Source organism: Promicromonospora sp. NPDC060271, assembly GCF_042726755.1.
Taxonomy (GTDB): domain Bacteria; phylum Actinomycetota; class Actinomycetes; order Actinomycetales; family Cellulomonadaceae; genus Promicromonospora.
In genome coordinates, this window is record NZ_JBHXBG010000093.1 from 1 (window position 1) to 22,291 (window position 22,291).

Sequence of the window (22,291 nt, forward strand, 5' to 3'; positions counted from 1 at the left end):
CAGGTCACCGGGGTGACCTGTGTGTCTGACACGTCAGGTTCTACGGCTGGGCTCAGCCGAGGGCCGAAGCCTTCTCGACGGCCTCTTCCCAGGCCTCGTCGGCGTCCTGCGACTTCGTGACGTCGACCCGGTTGAGCGCGTTGTTCACCTCGTCACGGATGGCGAAGTAGTTCGCGCCCTTGTACGGGGCGCTGTCGATGCTCTGGGCGCGGTCGGAGAAGATCTGGCCCACCGGAGCGTCGTTGAAGAACGGGTTGGTGAAGCTCTGGACGGCCTCGGACTCCTGCGCCTCGATCTGCGACGGGAACGTGCCCGCGGACTCGAAGAACCGGCTCTGCTGCTCGGGCGCGGTGAGCCACGCGGCGAGCTCCTTCGCCGCCTCGGTGTTCTCACCCGACGCGGGGACGGTCAGGAACGAGCCGCCCCAGTTGCCGCCGCCACCGGGGAAGACGTTGGCGACGTCCCAGCCCTCGACGCCACCGGCGCGCTCCTCGACCGGACCGGTCATCCAGGCGGGGCAGATCATCGTGGCGAAGGCGTCGTTCTGGAACCCGGCGTCCCAGTCGCCCTCCCACTGCACGAGGCCGGCCGACAGGCCGTCGTCCACGGTGTCGGTGATCTGGTCGTAGAGGTCCTTGACCTCGGTGTTGTCCGCGAGGGGCTTGGGCTCGCCCGTCTCCGCGTCCTCGAACGCCTCGGGGAGCTGGTTGACCATGCCCTGGAAGGTGCCACCGACGCTGTCGTACCAGGCGGCGTCGGACTTCTTCACGAACTCACGGCCCGCGGCGAAGTAGTCCTCCCACGTGGCGTCCTCGCCACCGAGCAGCTCGGCGACCTCCTCGCGGTCGGTCGGCAGGCCGGCCTCCTCGAACAGGTCGGAGCGGTAGCAGATGGCCTCGGGGCCGATGTCCGTGCCGTAGCCGATGACCTTGCCCTCGGGCGTGGTCGCCTGCTGGACCTTCCAGTCCACCCAGCGGCCCTCGAGCTCGGGGTCGGCCAGGTCGGTGAACAGGTCGGGGTACTGCGTGAGCTCCGGCAGCCAGTCGACCTCGATGGCCTCGATGTCGGCCAGGCCCTCGCCACCGGCGGCGAGCTTGGTGGTCAGGTTGGTGCGGGCGTCGTCGCTGGTGGCGGCCGTGACGTGCTCGACGGTGACGTTCGGGTGCTCCTCGGTGTACTCGTCGAGCACCTCCTGGGTGTAGCCGAAGTTGTTGAACGTCGCGACCTTCAGCGTGATGGGGCCGTCGTCCGCGGTGTTCTCTCCGTCGGATCCTTCGTTGGACCCACCACAGGCGGTGAGGGCGAGGGCGACGACGGCGGCACCGGCGGTCGCCTGGAGGGTGCGCGCGGCGGCGCGCCGGGTGGGTCGGGTACTGCTCAGCACTGGGGACTCCCTTGTCGTGCGGTCTGGGGCTAGCGGTCAAGCGTTGTGCGGTCGCGTCACGTGCGGGCACGTCGGCGTACCGGCGCTGGAAGCGCTCCCATGATTAGGGTGTGGTAGCGCTTCCACGGGCACTGATCGTTGCGCCGTCCACGGGGTCGTGTCAAGACGGCTAGCGGGCGAAGACTGCGCGCCTACTCCTGGACGCGGAAGTCGCTGACGGTCTGCACCGCCTGGTTCCACGCGATCTCAGGACCGCTGCTACCGGTGTCGACGGCGGTCAGAGCGTTGTTCACCTCGTCGCGGATCGCGAAGTAGTACGGGCCCTTGTACGGGGCGCCGTCGATGGACTGGGCCCGGGCCGCGAAGATCTTGCCCACCGGGGCGTTGTTGAAGAACTTGTTGGTGTAGCCCTGGACGGTCTCGGAACCCTGCGCGTCGATCTGCGACGGGAACGCACCGGCGGCCGTGAAGGCCAGCGTCTGCTGCTCGGGAGCGGTGAGCCATGCGGCGAGCTCCTTCGCCTCCTCCGTGTACGCGCCGGCGGACGGCACCGCCAGGAACGAGCCGCCCCAGTTCCCGCCGCCACCGGGGAAGACGTTGGCGACGTCCCAGCCCTGCACGCCCGCGGAGTAGGACTCGATCGGGCCCATCATCCAGCCCGGGCACAGCATGGTCGCGAAGGCGTTCTCCTGGAAGCCCGCCGCCCACTCGGGTGACCACTGCACGAGGCCGGCCGAGAGGCCGTCGTCGATCGCCGAGGTGATCTGGTCGTAGACCGAGCGGACCTCGTTGTTGGTCGAGAGGTCGGTGGGCAGCTGCGTCGCCGGGTCCTCGAACGCCGCGGGAAGCTGGTTGACCATGCCCTGGAACGTGCCGGTGGCGCCGTCGAACCATGCGACGTCGGAGTGCTCGGTGAACTGGCGGCCCACCTCGAAGTAGCGCTCCCAGGTCGCGTCCTTGCCGCCGAGGAGCTCGGCGACGTCTTCGCGGTCGGTCGGCAGGCCGGCCTCCTCGAACAGGTCCGCGCGGTAGCAGATCGCCTCGGGGCCGATGTCGGTGCCATAGCCGAGGAGCTTGCCGTCGGGCGTGGTGGCCTGTGCCACCTTCCAGTCCACCCAGCGCTTGGTGACGGCGGGGTCCGTCAGGTCCTCGAAGAGCTCGGAGTGCTGCATCAGCTCCGGCATCCAGTCGACCTCCGCGGCCACGACGTCCGCGAGCTCGGCACCGTCACCCGTCGTGAACGCCTTGAGCATCTGCAGACGGGCCTCGTCCGACGTGGGGGCCACGATGTGCTCGACCGTGACGTTCGGGTGCTCCTTCGTGTACGCCGCGAGCAGCTCGTCGGTGTACCCGAAGTTGTTGAACGTCGACACGGTGAGCGTGATCGGAGCGTCCTCGTCGCCTCCGTCGCCCGCCGGGCTCTGCCCAAGGAGCGAGCCGCAGGCGGTGAGGGGCAGGACGAAGGCCGTGAGCGCGGCGAGGACCGCACGTCGGGGGGCGACGGTCCGGCTTCGGACCGGTCCGTTTTTGCTGGGCACTGGGACTCCTCGTGATCGGACTCGTGTGTGTCGGGGGGCCTGAAAGCGATATCAGAGCACAAACTTGCCCACACCCGACACGAATGTTCGCTCAGGTTCTAGCATCCGCCGCCCGAAAAGGGCAGGGGTTGAAGCCATACTGCTGCACTGGGGTGCCCGAGATGCGAGGCTGCGCCCGGACCCTGGCACGGATCGGCCAGGGTGCGCCACGGTAGCGGTGTTCCGGGCGACCGTGCGGCGGCGCCCACGGTGGGCGCCCGGACCGGGACGGCTCAGGCCGTACCGGTGTGCTTGCCGGCGAGCCAGTCACGGCCTGCCTCCGCCTCGGTCTCGAGGGTCGTGCGCACCGCGCTGACGGCGGCCTCCTCGATGACCGAGCCGAAGAGCGGCACCGTCGCCCGCACGTCGCCCGCGTAGACGAGACGCGTCCCCCCGTCGGGCAGGGCGGTGAGGGCCGCCGTCGCGGTGACCCGAACCGGCGCGCCCATGATCTCGACGGCGACCGTGCCGGTGCGCCGGCCCTCGGAAGCCGCCTCCCAGGCCTCGGCCTGGCGGATCTCGAGGTGGGCGCCGACGAACGGGCGGGCCTGCACGGGGATGATGTCGGTCGGCAGGGTGCGACGCACCACCACGGTGAACCCGGTTGCCGCCGTGCCCGTGACGTCGGCCTGCTCGACCACGCCGTTCACGGATCCGGTGGAACGCTGGGCACGCCAGCGCACGAACGACTCGTCGGCGAGCATCGTGGAGACGTCGTCGATGTCCGCGGGGAACGTCAGGTCCACTGTCAGGTGCACGGGCTCTTCCTCCTCGCGACGACGGGGCATGCCGGTGGTGGAACTCTAACCCGACACGTTGCGTGCGTCCGCTACGCACCGGTGACGTCGTGGCCGGAGGTGCGCGCGGCGGCCGCACCGGGCTGAGCACGGGGCCCGCGACGGGCTGAGCACGGGGCCCGCGACGGGCTGAGCACGGGGCCCGCGACGGGCTGAGCACGGGGCCCGCGACGGGCTGAGCACGGGGCAACGGGCGGTTCCGGCTTAGGCTGGGCGCGTGTCCGCGATGAGTGACCTGATCCTTGAGCATGCCGATCTCGAGCCCGCCGACGTCGAGTGGCTGCATCTGCTGGTCGGCGACTGGCAGGTGGTCTCGGACCTGGCGTTCGCGGACCTGGTGCTGTGGCTGCCCACCGACGACGGACGGTTCGTCGCGATCGCGCAGTGCCGTCCTTCGACGGGCGCGACCGTGCACTACGACGACATCGTCGGCTCCTTCGCGCCCGAGGGGCAGCGCCCGCAGCTCGCGAAGGCGATGGCCGAGGCCAAGGCGCAGCGGGCCAGGGAGCCGCGCTGGTTCGGCGCGTACGCGGTGCGCGAGGAGGCGGTCCCCGTCGTCCACAAGGACACGGCCATCGCGGTGATCGCGCGGCAGACGAACCTGGGCTCCGGCCGCACGCCGTCGCGGCTGGAGCTGAACTACGTCGAGGCCGCCGACGACCTCGTGGCGATGATCCCGCGCGGCGAGTTCCCGCTCCCGAACGCCGCGACCGGGTCGCGGCGCGGGGCGCCCCGCGTCGGTGACGGCCTGATCCGCCTCAACTCCGAGGGTGAGGTCCTGTACGCGAGCCCGAACGCCCTGTCGTGCTTCCACCGGCTCGGCGTCATCGGGCCGCTCGTCGGGCAGTCGCTCGTCGAGGTCACCGCCGACATGGTCGAGCAGCTCAAGCCCGTCGACGAGTCGCTGCCGCTCGTCGTGATGGGCCGCGCGCCGTGGCGCACGGACATCGAGGCGCACGGGGTGTCGCTGTCGCTGCGCGCGATGCCGCTGACGGACCGCGGCCAGCGCATCGGCGCCGTGCTGCTGTGCCGTGACGTGTCCGAGCTGCGCCGGCGCGAGCGGGAGCTCATCACCAAGGACGCGACGATCCGCGAGATCCACCACCGGGTCAAGAACAACCTGCAGACGGTGTCGGCGCTGCTGCGGCTCCAGGCCCGGCGGATGGACGTGCCGGCAGCGAAGGAGGCGCTCGAGGAGGCCATGCGGCGCGTCTCGACCATCGCGCTGGTGCACGAGAGCCTCTCGCAGACGCTGGACGAGCAGGTCGAGCTCGACGACATGGTGGGCCGGGCGCTGCGTCTCACCGCCGACGTCGCCTCGGCCGGGACGTCGGTCCGTACGGTGCGCACCGGTTCGTTCGGCCTGGTGCCCGCGCAGGACGCGACGCCGCTCGCGCTCGTGCTCACGGAGCTGGTCACCAACGCGGTGGAGCACGGGTTCGTCGGCCGCACGGTTGGCACCATCAACATCGTCGTGGAACGAGAGAACTCGGCCCTGCGGGTGGTCGTGGCCGACGACGGCGTCGGGCTGCCGCAGAACGGTGGCGACGGCGGACGAGGCCCCGGCAGCGGGCTGGGGTCCCAGATCGTGCGCACGCTGGTCACGAACGAGCTCGGGGGCACCATCGAGTGGTCGACCCGCGAGGGCGGCGGCACGCAGGTGGAGCTGCAGCTCGTGCTGCGCGTGGCCGACTCGTCACGGTCCTGAGCCGGGTGGGCCCGAGCACCGCGTCGCGACATTCGGGCGTGCGGCATTCGGGCGTACGAAATTCGGCACGCAGTTCAGGCGCGCCCTGGTGCAGCCGAAAAGAAATGACGCGAGCCGCGCCCGAGCGAAGGGGGAGTGCTCAGGCGCGGCTCGCGGAGAAGCCTCGCGGGCAAGCGTGGTGCGGAGATCAGCCCGCGCGACGAGCGCGTGCGGTGCGACGCTTGAGCGCGCGGCGCTCGTCCTCGCTCATACCGCCCCAGACGCCGGCGTCCTGACCGGACTCGATCGCCCACTTGAGGCAGGTATCGACGACGTCGCAGCGACGGCACACGGCCTTGGCCTCCTCGATCTGCAGCAGGGCGGGGCCCGTGTTACCGATCGGGAAAAACAGTTCGGGGTCCTCTTCGAGGCATGCTGCGCGGTGGCGCCAGTCCATGGTCACGTACTCCTTGGAAGGAACTACCCGCCGTCCGGCTCGTCAAGTGGGAGCATCGTCGTCGTGCGTCTGGGGCGCACAGGTCTGGTTGTGGACCGGATTCCGGTCCCTGTGCGCCAGGCGACAACCGACGGGGGTTTGTTCGGGGTGTGGTGGCTTGCTGCGTCTAGGTTCACACGCTCGTGAACTCTCGCACAAGGGGTTACGGCGAAGTTTCTTCGCCGTGAACCCTGAGGTATCCGTCACACTATTGTGAATAAGCCGCCCACCAGTATCCTAGTCCGTCATGCCAGTACTGAAAGCCTTTTTCGCACCTCGTGTCCCGGTGTTTCTTCGTGCCCTCGTGATCGGCGTCCTGATCGAGGTGAGCGGCCTCGTTGCTTTCGCCGTGGTGTTACTTGGCGAACTCCTTACTGGTGGTTCCTCATCGCTCGGCGTGAGCCTCTTTCTGATTTTCTTCCTCCTGGGTGTTGCCTGGGTTCTCGTTGTGTCCTGCCGGGCTCTTCTCGCGGGACGTCGTTCAGGCCGTGGACCCGTCGTGACCTGGCAGCTCTTTCAGCTCGTCGGATCGGTCGCTGCGGTCGGCAGCGGCACCGGGGCCTCCGTCCCGGGTGGATGGGCGGCTCTCACGATCGCCGTGGTGGTGGGCGGTCTGCTCATGACGCCCTCCGTCGTGGCGGCGACGTCGGCGACCGGCTCCGAGGACTGATCTGGGGCTCGAGCACCTGGCAGAGCACGGGTTCGCCCCCGCCGCACCAGGCCGCGCGGCCCGGTGGGCCGCCCGATCCGGCGAGCGCCACCGGTGCCCCGAGCACGACGTCGGCCGCGCGGTCGGTGCCGAGCAGCACCAGCCGCGGTCCTACGCGCGCCGCCAGGCCGCCCACCGACGGGCTGTCGGCCGTGAGCGCGAACGCCGCCCCTGACCGCAACGCCGCTGGTGGCAGGGTCCCGCGTACGTCATCTGCCGCGTCGACGAGCACCAGCGCACGGTTCGGACCGGTGTCGGTGTCCGTGCCGACGGCTGCCGCGGCCAGCACGCCGGCGACAGCGCCCGCGTCGTCCGGCCGGACCGTCCCTCCGTAACCGGGCAGCTGCTCGAGGGGCGCGAGCGAGCGCGGATCGCGTGCGATCCCTCGTACCGTCCAGCCCTGCCGCAGGGCGTCGATCGCGAGGGTGACGAGCGCCGTGGTCCGCCCTGAGCGTGCCCGTCCGACGACCGCCAGATGGCCGTCGCCAGGTTTCCACGTGACCGTCGTGCGACGCTGCCGGTCCGGGTCGTCGCCGAGGGCGAGGACGAGTCCTGTCCGGTCACGCCGGGTCGCCGGCGGCAGGTCGGAGACGGTGGCCCGGCGGGGGAGCTGCGGCAGCCATGGTGGGGTGCCCGGGACGTGCCCCAGCTCGTGCGCGGCGCGGCGGGCCGCGTCGACCACGAGCGCCGCGGCGTCCGGCCGTGCGGCGTCCGGCCGTGCGGGCTCCGGTCGCTCGGGGCTCGGCCGGCCGATGGACGGCTGGTCCGGTGTGCTGCCGGGAGCCGCCGGCCAGGCCGGGGCGCGGCGCACCAGGGGGAGCTCCGCCTCGGTCGGCGCGGTCACGTACGCGCACTGCAGGGGCACGGGTGGTGCGGATCCGAGGCGCAGCACCGCCCGGCCCGGTGCCGTGACCGGGATGCGCGCCGCGGCGGGGTCGTCGAGCACGTCCCGCGACTCGAGGGGGTCGGTGACGCGGAGCGCGATCCGTGCGCTGACGTTGGCCCGCAGGTCCGGCCCGACGGCCCCACCCGGCCGCTGGGTCGCGAGCACCAGGTGCACACCGAGCGACCGCCCCTGTGCCGCGACGCGCAGCAGGGCCGGCAGGAACTCGGGCAGGTCGTCGGCCAGTGCGCGGAACTCGTCGATCACCACGACGAGCCGGGGCAGGACACCTGGCGGCAGGGCAGCGACGTCCGGCACGCCATGGGCCTGAAGGACGCGCTCACGGCGGCGCAGCTCTGCCCGCAGCCCGGAGAGCGCCCGCGCCGCCAGCCCCGGCTCCAGGTCGGTGACCTGGCCGACGACGTGCGGCAGCCCCTGGCACGCGCCGAGGCTCGCCCCGCCCTTGAAGTCGACCAGCACGAGGGCCAGGTCGGCGGGGGAGCGGGTCAGGGCGAGCCCGAGCACGAGGGCCTGGAGCAGCTCCGACTTGCCCGACCCCGTCGTGCCGGCGACGAGGAGGTGCGGCCCGTCACGGACCAGGTCGAGGTGTACGGGGGCGCCGTCGGTGCCTGTGCCCAGCGGCACCGCCCAGCCGTCCGCACTGCCCCAGAGCGTCGCGAGCTCCCGCGGTCCCGGCACCTGGGCAAGGCCGTGGGCCCTGGTCAGCGGCACGACGGCGGGCAAGAGGGCGTCCTCCGGGTTCCCGGCACGTCCGCCCGGCACGGGCGCAGCACGGCCGAGCCGGGCGGCGCCGGCGAGGAGGCGCGCCAGGTGCTCGGCCCACTCGGTGGTGACGCCGACGAGCGGCACGGTGCGGGCTGTTCCGTCGGGTCCCGTGATCCGGACGCGGCGGGAGTCGAGCACGTGCGCCACGGCGCGGCAGCCGGGTGGCACGGTTCCGACGGACACCACGAGGTGGTCGCCGCCGGGGCCGGCGAGAGGGCCGGGGGGCGGGGCCGCAGCGCCGTCGCCGTCCAGGACGAGGACGGGCGGCCCGCCCCGGGGGAGCCACCGGGCCCAGGACCAGCCGTGAGTGCCGGGGCCGACCCGCACCTCGGCTCCCCGTGCGGCACGGCCGGCGACGAGGGCGCGGGCGACGGAACGGGCGAGCTCCCGGGGTCCGAGCACGGCGACGACGCCGTCGTGCAGCAGCCGTTCCCAGGGACCGTCGGCCGGCGGGAGCAGGGGGTGGGCCGGCGTCGCAGGGGGAGTGCCGGGGGCGTCCTGCGTGCCGGGCGCGCGTGCCGTGGCCCGGGCGGCCAGCGCGGCCGCCCAGGCGCCCGGCGACACGTGGTGCGCGGCGTGCGCGAAGGCCAGGAGGCGGGCCGGTCCCGGCAGCTCCTCCGACCGCTCCCGCGGTGCGCCGTCGGTAGTGGCCCGCTGCCGGGCGGCACGGAGCTGCGGAAGCGCCACCACGAGGCCTACCAGCGCGAACACCGCCAGGAGCGGCTGGCGCAGCGCTGCGGCGAGGCTCAGCGAGGCGGCCGCCGGGAGCAGCGCGAGGCTCCAGTGCAGGCCGTTGTGCGGGGGCGTGGTGCGGGTCGCGAGCCACGCCGCCGGGCCGCGCGTCCTGCGGACCGCGAGCCGCCCGCCGCGCCGCATCCGGACCCAGGCACGGAGCACGGCCGGCGGTCCGCTGACCCCGACCACGATCCCGGCATCGGGCCCGGTCACACGGGCGACGAGCCAGGGCCTGACCGCGGCGGACCGGAGACCGGAGCCGGGCCCGGCCCCGCGCCGAGGCGGGCGCCGCACCCCGAGGACCGCGCCGGGCAGCAGGGGGCGCTCGCCGACCATCTGGTCGTCCGTGAGGGGCTCGCCGTCGACGGCGAACGTGGCGTACCGCAGCTCCGGACGCCGGACGAGCGAGGCGAGGGGAGCGCGCAGGTCGGCCAGGCGGGCGCCGGGGCGCAGGAGGAGGTCCTCGCCAGGGTGCAGGGTCACGCGCACGGCGGCGTCGGACGACGGGGGTCGGGTCATGGGCCCCAGCCTCGTCGTCCACGTGCCCGGACCGGGGCGGTTGCAGGGGTCTCTGTGCACGACACCGGTTTCCACAGGTCCGCCGTCGTGCTCGCTACGGCACAACCCCTGGGGGACTGCCCCTACCCGGCGTCGGCCGGATGTACGACCAGGGGATGACACGGTCCGGGAAGGATCAGGCCGACGCCCGATGCCCGGACCGGCCCCGGCTCCGTAGGTTCGTGTTCGCCGGCCGTACCGGGGTCGAACCCGGGAAGGCCGGACCACTTCCGGGCGGTGAGCAGGGGGCCTCCCCGCACACGCACCGTCCGGCGCGAGCCGCCACCGGCGACCGCCCACCAGCGCGGCTCGCAGCCCGACCCGCCCGCAGTACCCGAAGCGATCGACGACTCGAGGAGCAAACTCGTGGACACCACCGTGTACGTCCCGGCGGACCAGCCGGCCCCCACGCCGGGCGGCGCCGCCCGCGCCGTACGGGCCCGGAGCCTGACCAAGACCTATGGGAAGGGTGAGGCGACCGTGCGGGCCCTGGACGGGGTGGACGTCGACTTCGAGCAGGGCCGGTTCACGGCGATCATGGGCCCGTCGGGGTCGGGTAAGTCGACCCTGATGCACCTGCTCGCCGGCCTGGACTCCGCGACCAGCGGCCAGGCGTTCCTCGGCGACACGGAGATCACCGGCCTGAACGACAAGGCCCTGACCAGGCTCCGCAGGGACCGGGTCGGGTTCGTGTTCCAGCAGTTCAACCTGCTGCCGATGTTCACGGCCGAGCAGAACATCACCCTGCCGGTCGAGCTCGCGGGCGGCACCGTGGACCGGGCCTGGTTCGAGACCCTGGTGGACACCCTCGGCCTGAAGGGCCGGCTCACGCATCGTCCGGGGGAGCTGTCCGGTGGGCAGCAGCAGCGGGTCGCGATCGCGCGCGCCCTGATCGCGCAGCCCGACGTGGTGTTCGCGGACGAGCCCACCGGCAACCTCGACTCCCGCTCCGGCGCCGAGGTCCTGTCCTTCCTGCGCCGTTCGGTACGCGAGCTGGGCCGCACGATCATCATGGTCACGCATGACCCGTCGGCTGCCGCGTATGCGGACCGTGCGGTGCTGATCGCGGACGGTCGGATCGCGGGTGACATCAGTGATCCGACGCCGGACTCCGCGATGGCCGGGCTGGACGCACTGCGCACCCTAGAACCCGCCGTGACCAGCCGTCCGGGCAGCACGACCAGCGCGGCAGGTGCCTGATGGCCGGCTCCATGCCCGCAACCCGCCTCACCCTGGGACAGATGCGCCGGAGCGCGGGCCGGCTGGCGTCGGCGGGTGTCGCCATCACGATCGGCACCGCCTTCGTCGCCGCCACGCTGCTGGCCGGCAACATCATCACCGGCACCACGTACGCCCAGGTCTCGGCGAGCCTCGCCGACTCCGACCTGGTGGTCTTCGACGACGCCCGGTCCCTGACCGAGGCCGACGTCGAGGCCGCCCGGGGCGTCGAGGGCGTCGCAGCCGCCGACGCACAGGAGACGTTCTACACGGAGCTCAACCACGGCGGCAGGTCGATCTTCCAGGGCGTGGTCGGTGGTGCGTCCGACCCGCGGCTCACGCCGCTCGAGGTGTCCGACGGCGAGTGGCCGGCGGCCGACGACGAGATCGCGCTGCCCGAGGACGTCGCCGAACGGCTCGGCGTCGGCCTCGGTGACGCCGTCTCCTCCTCCCGCTGGGTGACGGACACCGAGCCGACGAAGCTCGAGGACGGTTCGGAGACGTACGAGGGTCAGGAGGTCGTCGAGAAGCTGACAGTGGTCGGCCTCGTCCAGGACCCGTACGACGCCTACAGCGCCATGGGCGGTGCCGCCGTCGTGAGCGCACCCACGCTCGCGCGGTGGATCGCCGACGAGTCGGCGCCGGGCATGGCGTCGACCATCGGCACGATAGTCGTCGCGCTCGACGACCCCGCCGCCGTCGAGGCCGTGCGCGCCGCGCTGGCGGACGCCATCCCCTCGGCCACGGACGTCACCACCACCGACGAGCATGCCGAGCAGCTGGTGGCCGGCATGTCCGGTGGTCAGGACCTGGTCTTCCTGATCTTCGTCCTGACGTTCGCCGCCGTCGCGCTCGTCGTGGCGGGCCTCGTCATCGCGAACACGTTCCAGGTGCTCGTCGCGCAGCGTTCCCGCACCCTCGCACTGCTGCGCTGCGTCGGTGCGGGCACCGGTCAGCTCTACCGCAGCGTCCTGCTCGAAGCGGCGATCCTCGGCACGCTCGCGTCCCTCGCGGGCATCGTCGTCGGCACCGCGCTGGTCCAGGCCGGCCTCATGGTCGCGCCGGCCTTCGACCTCGGCGTGCCGCTCCCCGAGACCGTCGAGCTCAGCGCGCCGGTGTTCGTCGCCCCGCTCGCGGTCGGCATCCTCGTCACGCTCACCGCAGCCCTCGCCCCGGCGCGTGCGGCCTCGCGTGTGGCGCCCCTGGCCGCGCTCCGCCCAGCCGACGCCCCGACCCTGGGCAAGGGCACCGGGCGGGCCCGCGCGGTCCTCGCGACGATCATGTCCGTCGGCGGCTTCGCCGCGCTGGCCCTGGGGATCGTGCTGGGCCTGCAGGGACGCATCGACCTCGGCCTGCTGGCCGCCGTCGGTGGCGGTTCCGTCTCCCTGATCGGCGTGATCGTCGGCTCGGTGTTCTGGCTGCCGAAGGTCGCCGCGGGCATCGGCAGGCTCGTGGGCACGGCGGGGCCGTCGGCCAGGCTCGCGGCGGCGAACACGCTCCGCAACCCGCGCCGGACGGCCGCGACGTCCACCGCACTGCTCATCGGCGTGACCCTCGTCGGCATGATGACGACGGGCGCCGCCAGCGCACGCACCACCCTGGACAACGAGCTCGACGCCCAGTTCCCCGTCGACGTCGACGTCGCGACCACCACCTACGACGGCGAGCAGATGGCCGCAGTGCCCGGTGCGGTCGTCGACGTGATCGACGACGTCGACGGGCTGCGGTCCACCGCGGCCGTCACCGACGCGCTGGTCTCCACGGCGGACGAGCAGTGGGTCTCGACGCTCGCGGCGACACCTGACCAGCTACGGGACGTGGTCAACACGCCGGAGGACTTCGACGCGCTGCGGCCCGGGACGCTCGTCGTCCCGGACGGGGTGGCCAAGAACTACGGCCTCGAGGGCCTGGACGAGATCGAGCTCACCGGCCCCGGCGGGAGGACGACCCTCGACATCGTCAGGGTGGACGCCCAGTACGCGTACGCGTTCCTCGTGCCGCAGGACCTCGCGGCCGTCTATCCGGACCTCGAGCCCAACCGGGTGTGGGCGAGCGTCGCCGAGGGCGCTGACGCCGCCGCGACGGTCGCGTCGGTGCAGGACGCGGTGTCCACCACCGACGAGGTGGTGGAGGTGACCGGCGCGGTGGCCCAGCGGCAGAGCTACCAGCAGGTGATCGACGTGATCCTCGGGATAGTGGTGGGCCTGCTGGCCGTGGCAGTGGTGATCGCCCTGATCGGTGTGGCCAACACGCTGTCGCTGTCCGTCATCGAGCGCACGCGGGAGAACGCCATGCTCCGGGCCATCGGGCTCTCGAAGGCACAGCTGCGGGCCATGCTCGCCGTCGAGGGGATGCTCATCGCCGGTGTGGGGGCCGTGCTGGGGGTGCTGCTCGGCGTCCTGTACGGCTGGGCCGGCGCGACCACCGCGCTCTCCTCGATGGGTGACGTGCCGCTCGTGATCCCGTGGGCCGACGTCGCGGCGGTGCTCGGCGTGGCCCTCGTGGCCGGGCTGCTCGCCTCCGTCGTGCCGGCGCGGGCCGCCGTCCGCACCCGCCCGGTGGCGGCGCTGGCGGCGCGGTAGGGCTCCGCGTGCCGACCGCCGACCCCACCACCCGCCTTGCGCTGGCCCAGCTGCGACGCAGCGTCCGCAGGCTGGCCGCCGCAGGCGTCGCCACGGTCGTCAGCACCGCGTTCGTCGCGGCGACGCTGCAGGCAGGGACGATCGTCACCCGTACGACGTACGCCCAGGTGGCCGCGCAGTACGCCGATGCGGACCTCGTGGTCTTCGACGGTGACGGCACCATGACCTCCGCCGACACGGAGGCGGTACGGGCCGTGGAGGGAGTGGCCGCGGCCGACGGGTTCCGCGGCGCCTACGCACAGCTCAGCCACGGCGGCCGGACGATCAACCAGTCGCTCGTCGCCAACCCCTCCGACCCGCGGCTGTCGCCCCTGGTGCTCGCCGAAGGCGCCTGGGCGGACCGCCCCGTCCGGGCCGACCGCCCCGACCAGATAGTGCTCCCCGTGGACGCCGCGAAGCTCCTCGGCGTCTCCGTCGGCGACGCCATAGCGGAGACCCGCTGCCTGCGGGGCGGCGACCGGGCCGCCGACAAGAACGGCGCCGAGTGCTACGGCGGTCAGGAGGCCACCGAGCAGCTGACGGTGTCGGGTCTCGTCGACGATCCGCTGGGCACCTACGCGGCGGGCGGCGGCGTGGCGGTCGTCACCGCCGAGGCGCTGGAGAAGCGGATCGCCGACGAGGCGGGCGCGGCCGAGCCGCCAGGCATGAGGACACTGGTCGTCGCCCTGGACCGGCCCGGTGACGAGGCAGCCCTCGAGGCAGCGAAGGACGCGCTGGCCGCGGCCGTACCGTCCGCCACCGAGGTCACCACGCCCGAGGAGCGCGCGGAGGACGTCGTCTCGGCGATCTCCGGCGGCCAGAACATCGTCTACCTCGTGTTCGCCCTCGCCCTCACGGCCGTCTCCCTCGTGGTCGCGGGACTCGTCATCACGAACACGCTCCAGGTCCTCGTCGCGCGGCGGTCGCGCGACCTCGCGCTCCTGCGCTGCGTGGGAGCGAGCACCGGACAGATCTACCGTGGTGTGCTGCTCGAGGCCGCGATCCTCGGCGCGCTCACCTCGGTAGCGGGCGTCGCCCTCGGATCCCTGCTCGTGCAGGCGGGGCTCATGGTCGCGCCGGCCTTCGACCTCGGCGTCGCGCTGCCGGCGACCATCACCCCGAGCGTGCCCGCCGTCCTGGTGCCGGTCGCGGTCGGTCTCCTGGTGACCCTTGCCGCCGCGCTCCCCCCGGCGCGGGCCGCGTCCCGCGTCGCCCCGCTCGCCGCCATGCGCCCCGCCGCCGCACCGGGACCGTGCCGGCCCGCCCGTGGCAGGGTGGTGCTCGCCGTGCTCGCGACCGTCGGCGGGCTCGCGCTCCTGGCCGAGGGCGTTGCCCTCGGGATGTCCGGCACCATCGACGTCGGCCTGTTCGCGACGGTCCTCGGCGGCTCCCTGTCGCTGGTCGGCGTCATCGTCGGCTCCGTCTTCTGGCTGCCCCGCGTCGCCGCGGCGTTCGGCCGCGTCGCGGGCGTCGGAGGACCGGCGGCACGCCTGGCGTCGGCCAACACCCTGCGCAACCCGCGCCGGACGGCTGCGACGTCCACCGCGCTGCTCATCGGCGTCACCCTGGTCTCGATGATGACGACCGGTGCGGCGAGCGCACGGCTCGCGATGGACGAGAAGCTGGACGAGCGCTTCCCCGTCGACGTCCAGGCCACGAGCACCACGTACGACCGGGACGGTTCAGCGGCGGCCGTGCCCGGAACGGTGCTCGACGCCCTGCGCGGCGTCGACGGGCTGCGTGCGGTGATCGAGGTGACGGGTGTGTCCGCCGAGCGGGTGGGTGGCGGCAGGCCGGTCCAGCTCGCCGTCGTCGACCCGGAGGCGTTGCGGTCGGTCGCGAACACGCCGGTCGACGCGGACGCGCTGCGGCCAGGCACCCTCGTGGTCCCGGAGCGGGCGGCCGAGCTGTACGGCCTGGCCGGCCTCGACACGATAGAGCTCACCGGGCCGGACGGGACCGTGGCCCTCGACGTGGCGCACAGCGACTCCCAGGCGGACCGTGCCTATCTGACGCCGCAGGACCTCACCGCGTTCGACGCGGGCGCAGCCGCCGGCGAGGTCTGGGCGAAGGTCGACGACGGCCAGGACGCGACGGCCGTCGTCCCGGCCGTGCAGGAGGCCGTCTCGACCACCGGGGAGACCGTGCGGGTCACCGGGATGTTCGTCGAGCAGGCCGCCTACCAGAAGATCGTCGACATGATCCTCGGCATAGTGGTCGGGCTGCTGGCCGTTGCCGTGCTCATCGCCCTGATCGGCGTCGCCAACACCCTCTCGCTGTCCGTCATGGACCGGACCCGCGAGAACGCGGTGCTCCGGGCCATCGGGCTGTCGAAGGCGCAGCTACGGGCCACGCTCGCCGTCGAGGGCGTCGTCATCGCGGCGGTCGGTGCCGTGCTCGGCGTCGCGCTCGGCCTCCTGTACGGCTGGGCGGGCGCCACGACCGCGCTGTCCGCCCTCGGCAGCGTGCCGCTCGTGGTGCCGTGGACCGAGATCGCGGTGGTCCTCGGCGTGGCCCTCGTCGCCGGCCTGATCGCCTCGGTAGCCCCGGCGCGCACCGCCGTCCGCACCCCGCCGATGGCGGCCCTGGCTCGTTGAGTGCTGGATATTCGCCCTTTTCGGACCGTGAGGAGGACGAATATCCAGCACTCAACGAGGGATGGTCAGGAGCCGGGGCGGACCAAGCCCGTTTCGTATGCCGTGACCACCGCCTGGACGCGGTCGCGGGCGTTCAGCTTCGACAGGATGCGGCCCACGTGCGTCTTGACCGTCGCCTCGGCGACGAACAGGTCGGTGGCGATCTCCGTGTTGGACCGTCCCCTGGCCATGAGCACGAGCACCTCGCGCTCGCGGCTCGTCAGGGCGGCCAGGGCCTCCTGCGGGCCCGCAGCCTCCTCCGGCGGCAGGGTCGTGACCAGGCGCTCCATGAGCCGCCGGGTGGACGACGGCGCGATCACCGCGTCCCCCTGGTGCACCGTCCGGATCGCCGTCAGCAGCTCCTCCGGCTGCGCGTCCTTGAGCAGGAAGCCGCTGGCCCCGGCCCGGATGGCGTCGAGCACGTACTCGTCCAGGTCGAACGTGGTGAGCACCACGACCCTGGGGTCGCCAGCCGCGGCGGCGGCGCCGTCGGCCAGGAGGGCCCGGGTGGCGGACAGGCCGTCCATCCCGGGCATGCGCACGTCCATCAGCACGACGTCGGTCGCCGTGGTCGCCAGCCGGTGCAGGGCGTCGCGCCCGTCGTCGGCCTCGACCACCACCCGCAGGTCGGGCTGGGAGTCGATGACCATGCGCAGGCCCGCGCGGACCAGCGGCTGGTCGTCGACGAGCGCGACCCGCACGGGCCGGTCGGGTTCGCCGGGGGTTTCGGTCATCGTGCTCCTCGGGTGTCGTCCTGTGTGTCGTTGTGGACCGCGTGCTCGGCACGCGGGATGGGGATGACGAACCGCACCGAGAACCCGCCGCCACGGCGCGGGCCGGCCGACAGCGTGCCGCCGAACATCTCGGCGCGCTCGCGCATCCCGAGCAGGCCGTACCCGGCGGTGGGGGGCGGTTCGTCGGGACCGGGGGAACCGTCGGCCGCCAGGCCCCTGCCGTCGTCGTCCACCCGCAGCTCCACCTCCTCCTCGCCCCAGCGCAACAGGACCGTGACGGCGGGCCGCGGGCCCGCGTGCTTGCGCACGTTGGTGAGCGACTCCTGGCACACCCGGAACAGCGTCAGACCAACACCGGGCGGCAGGCGTCGCTCGACGCCCACCCGGGCGAACGAGACCCGCAGGCCGTCGTCGCGGGCCTGGTCGACCAGGCCGGTGATGTCGCCCGTGTCGGGCTGGGGCTGCAGGGGGGCCGCGCTGCCCGACGACGGTGTCGCCCGGGGCACGGTGCCGCCCGGTCCGCTCCCCACACCCTGACGGGCCGTGGCGGGCGTCCCGGGGCCCGCCGCGCGCCCGGCCACGACGGCGTCCGGCGCCATCAGGCCGAGCGGCGTGGCTGCGCTGGGCTGGTCCTGCCGCAGCACCCCGAGCAGCCGCCGCATGTCGGCGAGGGCTGCACGGCCCGTCTCGGCGATGGTGCCCAGCGAGCGTGCGGCCGCGGCCGGGTCGGCGGCCGCGGCGTACCGCCCGCCGTCGGCCTGCGCGATGATCACCGACAGGGAGTGGGCGACGATGTCGTGCATCTCGCGGGCGATGCGCGACCGCTCGGCCGCCGTGGCGATCTGGGCCTGCTGGTCCCGCTCGATCTCGAGGCGCTCGGCGCGGTCGCGCATCGCGGTGATCATCGCCCGCCGCGAACGGCGCACCAGGCCGAACGCGAACGAGCAGCCGAGCAGCGCCATGGACAGGACGACCATCGGTATGCCGTCCAGCGGCGAGCCGGCGCCGTTGTAGAGCCACAACGAGACACCGACGGAGACCGAGCCGACCACCGCCATCCAGCAGGCCATCCGGTACGCCCACCGCGGCCCGTACACCGTCACGCAGTACATCGACACGAGCACGGCCAGGTCGGCCGGGAGCAGCAGCGGGGTGCCGAGGACCGTGATCTGCAGCATGCAGACGACGAACATCGCGATGCACGAGGCGACGGGCCGCGTACGGCACCAGGGCAGGGGCGCGAGCACGGCAGCGGAGAGCAGCACGGCCTGGCCGCCGCCGAGGGCGAACGTGCTGGGCGACGAGGCGGCGAGGGTCAGCGTGAACAGCGCCGCCAGCAGCGTCGAGGAGAGGTCGACGAGGAACCGATAACGCTCCGCCCACCGCGCCCACCGCTCGTACCAACCCATGCAGGTCAGAGTAGGTCGAACCGTTGCGGTGGCGCGTCATACCGTGGTAGCACTTGCGCCATCGCTTGCTCTACCGAAAGGATTCGGTAGCAAGGTCGTTCCGAGGGTGCCCGGGTAGCGCCAGAGCGTCGGTTATGCCCTACGATGGCGAAATGACTCACGTACTCCTAGCCGAGGACGACCCGGCCATTGCCGAGCCGTTGGCACGAGCGCTCTCCCGTGAGGGATACGACGTCGTCGTGCAAGGAACCGGCAAAGGTGCGATCGAGAGCTCGACCGGTGCGGACATCGTCGTTCTGGACCTGGGCCTTCCGGACATGGACGGGCTCGATGTCGCGCGCGAGATCAGGGCCAACGGCCTCACCGTGCCCGTGCTGGTGCTGACCGCCCGTGCCGACGAGGTGGACCTCGTCGTGGGCCTTGACGCCGGCGCCGACGACTACGTCACCAAGCCCTTCCGCCTGGCCGAGCTGCTCGCCCGCGTGCGGGCGCTGCTGCGCCGCTCGCACGGCGAGACCGGCGAGGAGGAGGAGCTGCACGCGCAGGACGTCCGTGTCGACGTATCCGCGCACCGGGCCTTCCAGGGCGACCGCGAGCTGCACCTGACCACCAAGGAGTTCGACCTGCTGCGCGTACTCGTGCAGAACGCCGGCTCCGTGGTCGTCCGGGACACGCTCATGCGCGACGTCTGGGGCTCGGACCCGGTCGGCTCGACCAAGACGCTGGACATGCACGTGTCGTGGCTGCGCCGCAAGCTCGGCGACGACGCCAACGCACCGCGCTACGTCTCGACCGTGCGCGGTCTCGGTTTCCGCTTCGAGATCGGGGCGAGCTAGCCAGATGCGCGCCCGCGTGCTGCAGGCGACGATCGCCGCGGTTGCGGTCGCCGTCCTGCTCCTGGGTATCCCGCTCGCGATCTTCGGCGCGCGATACATCTACGACCAGGAGGTCGCCCGGGTCGAGACCCGGGCGCAGGACCTTCTGTCGTCCGCGGTCAACTCCTACGAGCGCAACCGCTCCGCCGCCGACACCGGCTTCGTCGACCAGTCGGTGCTGGATCGGGCGGTTCAGCCGCAGAGCACCGACATCGTCGCGCACGTGACGGTGAACCAGCCCGACGGCGCGCAGCTCACGTCGGGTGAGCCCGTGACCGGCGCCACCATCGACCGTGGGCTGGCCTCCGAGGCGCAGCCCGTGATGGGCGTGGTGATCTCCGTCTCGGCCTGGCCCGCGTACATCAAGGCGATCAACGTCGTCGTGCTCGTCGTGTTCGGCAGCGTGGGCGCCTTCGCAGCGGGTGCGGTCACGGCGGCCTGGCAGGCGAACCGGCTCGCGCAACCCTTCGTGTACCTGGCGGCCTCGGCCGAACAGCTCGGCGCGGGACAGGTGCGGCCACGGCTGGACCCGTCCGGCGTCGAGGAGATCGACCTGGTCGCGGCCGAGCTGGCACGGAGCTCCGACCGGCTCGCGGCGCGGCTCGCGGTGGAGAGACAGTTCACGTCGGACGCCTCCCACCAGCTTCGCACGCCGCTCACGGCGCTCACCATGCGCCTGGAGGAGATCACGTTCACCTCCACCGAGCCGGACGTGCAGGAGGAGGCCCGGATCTCGCTCGAGCAGGTGGAGCGGCTGGTCGGGGTGGTCGACGATCTCCTGTCCCGCTCGCGGCGCGCCCAGGGCGGTACCACGGAGTCCGTCGACGTCGCCGTCGTCTTCCTCCAGCAGGAGGAGGAGTGGCGCGAGTCGTTCGAGCGGGCGGGCCGGCACCTGAACGTCGAGGACTCGGGCGGCGCCCGCGTCCTGGCGACCCCCGGTGCGCTCGCCCAGGTGCTGTCCACGCTGCTGGAGAACTCGCTCAAGCACGGCGACGGCACGACGACCCTGCGGATCCGCGAGGGTCAGCGGGGCGCCATGGCCATCGAGGTCACGGACGAGGGCGCCGGCGTGCCGGAGGACATGCAGGGCAAGATCTTCGAGCGCGGCGTCACGTCGGGTGCCGGGACGGGTCTCGGGCTCGCGCTGGCCAAGGACCTCGTCGCGGCGGACGGCGGGAACCTCCAGCTCACCCAGCGCACCCCGCCGGTGTTCTCGGTGTTCCTGTCGGGTGTACCCAAGACGCTCGACCCGCACCAGGTGCTGCCGGTGGGGTCGAAGATCTCCAGCTTCGGCCAGAAGAAGGGCCGCGGCCGCCGGTAGGCTGTGTCCACGTGAGCGCAACAGAGATCCACCCGTCAGGCCCGCCCGTCGTCGCAGTCGTGGGAGGCGGGCAGCTCGCCCGGATGATGGCGCCGGCCGCCGGTGAGCTGGGCATCCACCTGCGGGTCCTGGTGGAGGAGCCGGGGTCGTCCGCCGCGCAGGTCGTGACGGACACACCAGTGGGTGCGGCCTCGGACGAGGCGGCGATCCGTTCGCTCATCGCGCCCTCCGAGGGCGCCGCCGCGACGGTGCTGACGTTCGAGCACGAGCATGTGCCGAACGCCCTGCTCACGGACCTCATCGAGCACGGGACCCCGGTGCGCCCCGGCCCGCACGCGCTGGTGCAGGCGCAGGACAAGATCGTGATGCGGCAGCGGCTCACGGAGCTCGGCGTGCCGTGCCCGCGGTGGGCCCCGCTGCCGTCGTCGTCCACGGAGGAGGGGCGGGCCGCCCTGGCGGCCTTCCTGACGGAGGTGGGCGGCGAGGCCGTCGTCAAGACCTCCCGTGGCGGCTACGACGGCAAGGGCGTCCGCGTGGTCTCCTCCCCGGACGACGTCGCCGACTGGTTCGCCGGCGTGGCAGACGGTGGCCCGCCCCTGCTCGTCGAGGAGAAGGTGCCGTTCGTGCGCGAGCTGGCCGCGCTGGTGGCCCGACGGCCGTCCGGCGAGGTGCGGGCGTGGCCCGTCGTGGAGTCGGTGCAGCGCGACGGCGTGTGCTCCGAGGTGATCGCCCCGGCGCCCGGCCTGTCCGCGGAGCTCGACGCCCGTGCGCGCGAGATCGCGACGACGGTCGCCGAGGGGCTCGACGTCACCGGCGTGCTGGCGGTCGAGATGTTCGAGGTCACCGGTGCGGACGGCGTGCCGACGGTGCTCGTCAACGAGCTCGCGATGCGCCCGCACAACAGCGGCCACTGGACGATCGACGGCGCCGTGACCAGCCAGTTCGAGCAGCACCTGCGCGCAGTCCTTGACCTGCCGCTCGGCGCCACCGAACCGGTCGCCGCCTGGACCGTGATGGCGAACGTGCTCGGCTCCACGCTGGGCGAGCTCACCGACGCGCTGCCGGAGCTGCTCGCGGCCTTCCCGGAGGCGCGCGTGAACCTGTACGGCAAGGGCATCCGGCCGGGCCGGAAGCTCGGCCACGTGAACGTGAGCGGCGACGACCTGGACGAGGTCCGGCGTCGGGCCAGCGCGGCCGCGGCACTGCTGCGCGGCGACAACACCGAGGAAGAGGCGAACGGATGAGCATCAGCCCGCAGGTCGGCATAGTGATGGGGTCGGACTCCGACTGGCCGGTCATGGAGGCAGCCGCCGAGGCGCTGCGCGAGTTCGAGGTGCCGGTGGAGGTCGACGTCGTCTCGGCGCACCGCATGCCCACCGAGATGATCGACTACGGGCGGCAGGCCGCCGGCCGCGGGCTGCGCGTGATCATCGCGGGCGCCGGCGGCGCCGCACACCTGCCGGGCATGCTCGCTTCGGTGACGCCGCTGCCGGTGATCGGGGTGCCGGTGCCGCTCAAGTACCTGGACGGCATGGACTCCCTGCTGTCGATAGTGCAGATGCCCGCAGGCGTACCCGTCGCGACGGTGTCGATCGGCGGGGCGCGCAACGCGGGCCTGCTCGCCGCGCGCATCCTGGCCTCGGGCGAAGGGGCCGGCGCGGCTGCCCTGCGGGAGCGCATGGAGGCGTTCCAGACGGAGCTGAGCGCGGTCGCGCACGCCAAGGGTGAGCGGCTGCGGTCGCAGGTCCGCGGCTGAGCGGTCCGGGTTGGTCCGGGGATTCCGTCCACACTGTCGGTCCACACCGTCGGGAAGACAGGTACTCCGCGGGGTGTGTTGCTGTGCGTAGACACTGTCTACGCACAGC

16 protein-coding genes are annotated in these 22,291 nt (G+C 72.9%); 9 read left to right on the forward strand and 7 right to left on the reverse strand.

Annotated features, from left to right (window positions below):
- Nucleotides 1-52: 52 nt before the first annotated feature.
- The 3 genes from ACFWE2_RS15260 to ACFWE2_RS15270 form a co-directional block, all read right to left on the reverse strand.
- Nucleotides 53-1,384: an ABC transporter substrate-binding protein gene (locus tag ACFWE2_RS15260; protein WP_377225083.1), complete on the reverse strand. Its 1,332-nt coding sequence runs from the start codon at nt 1,382-1,384 to the stop codon at nt 53-55.
- A 191-nt stretch (nt 1,385-1,575) separates the two neighbouring features.
- The gene (locus ACFWE2_RS15265; protein WP_377225084.1) at nt 1,576-2,922 is read right to left on the reverse strand and encodes an ABC transporter substrate-binding protein; all 1,347 of its coding nucleotides are present in this window, start codon (nt 2,920-2,922) and stop codon (nt 1,576-1,578) included.
- A 272-nt stretch (nt 2,923-3,194) separates the two neighbouring features.
- A complete protein-coding gene (locus ACFWE2_RS15270; protein WP_377225085.1) occupies nt 3,195-3,719 on the reverse strand; it encodes a DUF2505 domain-containing protein in 525 nt (174 codons plus the stop codon).
- Nucleotides 3,720-3,984: 265 nt separating this feature from the next.
- Here ACFWE2_RS15270 and ACFWE2_RS15275 point away from each other — a divergent pair, with 265 nt between their 5' ends.
- Complete coding sequence (locus tag ACFWE2_RS15275; protein ID WP_377225096.1) at nt 3,985-5,466, forward strand: sensor histidine kinase; 1,482 nt, start codon at nt 3,985-3,987, stop codon at nt 5,464-5,466.
- A 187-nt stretch (nt 5,467-5,653) separates the two neighbouring features.
- Here the strand turns inward: ACFWE2_RS15275 and ACFWE2_RS15280 are convergent, their stop codons facing one another.
- On the reverse strand, nt 5,654-5,902 hold the full coding sequence (locus tag ACFWE2_RS15280) for a WhiB family transcriptional regulator (RefSeq protein ID WP_026365970.1): 249 nt from the start codon (nt 5,900-5,902) through the stop codon (nt 5,654-5,656).
- A 286-nt stretch (nt 5,903-6,188) separates the two neighbouring features.
- On the opposite strand from ACFWE2_RS15280, the gene ACFWE2_RS15285 reads away from it, so the two are divergent.
- Nucleotides 6,189-6,611, forward strand: coding sequence for a hypothetical protein (locus tag ACFWE2_RS15285; protein WP_377225086.1), 423 nt, complete (start codon nt 6,189-6,191; stop codon nt 6,609-6,611).
- Here the strand turns inward: ACFWE2_RS15285 and ACFWE2_RS15290 are convergent.
- Nucleotides 6,559-9,573: an FtsK/SpoIIIE domain-containing protein gene (locus tag ACFWE2_RS15290; protein WP_377225087.1), complete on the reverse strand. Its 3,015-nt coding sequence runs from the start codon at nt 9,571-9,573 to the stop codon at nt 6,559-6,561. The two genes, ACFWE2_RS15285 and ACFWE2_RS15290, sit on opposite strands and share 53 nt — an antisense overlap.
- 405 nt (nt 9,574-9,978) lie before the next feature.
- On the opposite strand from ACFWE2_RS15290, the gene ACFWE2_RS15295 reads away from it, so the two are divergent.
- Genes ACFWE2_RS15295 through ACFWE2_RS15305 form a run of 3 tightly spaced genes read left to right on the forward strand, consistent with a single transcriptional unit; the run spans nt 9,979 to nt 16,048 of the window.
- Nucleotides 9,979-10,812, forward strand: coding sequence for an ABC transporter ATP-binding protein (locus ACFWE2_RS15295; protein WP_377225088.1), 834 nt, complete (start codon nt 9,979-9,981; stop codon nt 10,810-10,812).
- 11 nt (nt 10,813-10,823) lie between these two features.
- Nucleotides 10,824-13,412 carry an ABC transporter permease gene (locus ACFWE2_RS15300; RefSeq protein ID WP_377225089.1) on the forward strand — a complete coding sequence of 863 codons (2,589 nt, stop codon included), beginning with the start codon at nt 10,824-10,826 and terminating at the stop codon, nt 13,410-13,412.
- Between the two features lie 8 nt (nt 13,413-13,420).
- Nucleotides 13,421-16,048: an ABC transporter permease gene (locus ACFWE2_RS15305; protein WP_377225090.1), complete on the forward strand. Its 2,628-nt coding sequence runs from the start codon at nt 13,421-13,423 to the stop codon at nt 16,046-16,048.
- A gap of 65 nt (nt 16,049-16,113) precedes the next feature.
- Here the strand turns inward: ACFWE2_RS15305 and ACFWE2_RS15310 are convergent, their stop codons facing one another.
- Both ACFWE2_RS15310 and ACFWE2_RS15315 read right to left on the reverse strand, forming a co-directional pair.
- Complete coding sequence (locus tag ACFWE2_RS15310) at nt 16,114-16,821, reverse strand: response regulator (RefSeq protein ID WP_377225091.1); 708 nt, start codon at nt 16,819-16,821, stop codon at nt 16,114-16,116.
- A complete protein-coding gene (locus ACFWE2_RS15315; protein ID WP_377225092.1) occupies nt 16,818-18,230 on the reverse strand; it encodes a sensor histidine kinase in 1,413 nt (470 codons plus the stop codon). The genes ACFWE2_RS15310 and ACFWE2_RS15315 overlap by 4 nt, the downstream gene beginning before the upstream one ends.
- A gap of 152 nt (nt 18,231-18,382) precedes the next feature.
- Here ACFWE2_RS15315 and ACFWE2_RS15320 point away from each other — a divergent pair, with 152 nt between their 5' ends.
- From ACFWE2_RS15320 to purE, 4 genes are read left to right on the forward strand one after another with little or no spacing between them, the layout of a single operon-like run.
- The gene (locus ACFWE2_RS15320) at nt 18,383-19,066 is read left to right on the forward strand and encodes a response regulator transcription factor (RefSeq protein ID WP_026366105.1); all 684 of its coding nucleotides are present in this window, start codon (nt 18,383-18,385) and stop codon (nt 19,064-19,066) included.
- A 4-nt stretch (nt 19,067-19,070) separates the two neighbouring features.
- Complete coding sequence (locus ACFWE2_RS15325) at nt 19,071-20,426, forward strand: sensor histidine kinase (protein ID WP_377225093.1); 1,356 nt, start codon at nt 19,071-19,073, stop codon at nt 20,424-20,426.
- 11 nt (nt 20,427-20,437) lie between these two features.
- Nucleotides 20,438-21,670, forward strand: a complete 1,233-nt coding sequence (locus ACFWE2_RS15330) for a 5-(carboxyamino)imidazole ribonucleotide synthase (RefSeq protein ID WP_377225094.1) — start codon at nt 20,438-20,440, stop codon at nt 21,668-21,670.
- Nucleotides 21,667-22,182, forward strand: coding sequence for a 5-(carboxyamino)imidazole ribonucleotide mutase (gene purE / locus ACFWE2_RS15335; protein WP_377225095.1), 516 nt, complete (start codon nt 21,667-21,669; stop codon nt 22,180-22,182). Before ACFWE2_RS15330 ends, purE begins: the two co-directional genes overlap by 4 nt.
- Nucleotides 22,183-22,291: the final 109 nt, after the last annotated feature.

What these genes read in the sequence shown, in the direction of transcription:
- ACFWE2_RS15275 (WP_377225096.1), top strand. Translation starts at nt 3,985, where the DNA reads ATGAGTGACCTGATCCTTGAGCATGCCGATCTCGAGCCCGCCGACGTC.
- ACFWE2_RS15285 (WP_377225086.1), top strand. Translation starts at nt 6,189, where the DNA reads ATGCCAGTACTGAAAGCCTTTTTCGCACCTCGTGTCCCGGTGTTTCTT.
- ACFWE2_RS15300 (WP_377225089.1), top strand. Translation starts at nt 10,824, where the DNA reads ATGCCCGCAACCCGCCTCACCCTGGGACAGATGCGCCGGAGCGCGGGC.
- ACFWE2_RS15325 (WP_377225093.1), top strand. Translation starts at nt 19,071, where the DNA reads ATGCGCGCCCGCGTGCTGCAGGCGACGATCGCCGCGGTTGCGGTCGCC.
- ACFWE2_RS15310 (WP_377225091.1), bottom strand. Translation starts at nt 16,821, where the DNA reads ATGACCGAAACCCCCGGCGAACCCGACCGGCCCGTGCGGGTCGCGCTC.
- ACFWE2_RS15320 (WP_026366105.1), top strand. Translation starts at nt 18,383, where the DNA reads ATGACTCACGTACTCCTAGCCGAGGACGACCCGGCCATTGCCGAGCCG.
- ACFWE2_RS15315 (WP_377225092.1), bottom strand. Translation starts at nt 18,230, where the DNA reads ATGGGTTGGTACGAGCGGTGGGCGCGGTGGGCGGAGCGTTATCGGTTC.
- purE (WP_377225095.1), top strand. Translation starts at nt 21,667, where the DNA reads ATGAGCATCAGCCCGCAGGTCGGCATAGTGATGGGGTCGGACTCCGAC.
- ACFWE2_RS15280 (WP_026365970.1), bottom strand. Translation starts at nt 5,902, where the DNA reads ATGGACTGGCGCCACCGCGCAGCATGCCTCGAAGAGGACCCCGAACTG.
- ACFWE2_RS15290 (WP_377225087.1), bottom strand. Translation starts at nt 9,573, where the DNA reads ATGACCCGACCCCCGTCGTCCGACGCCGCCGTGCGCGTGACCCTGCAC.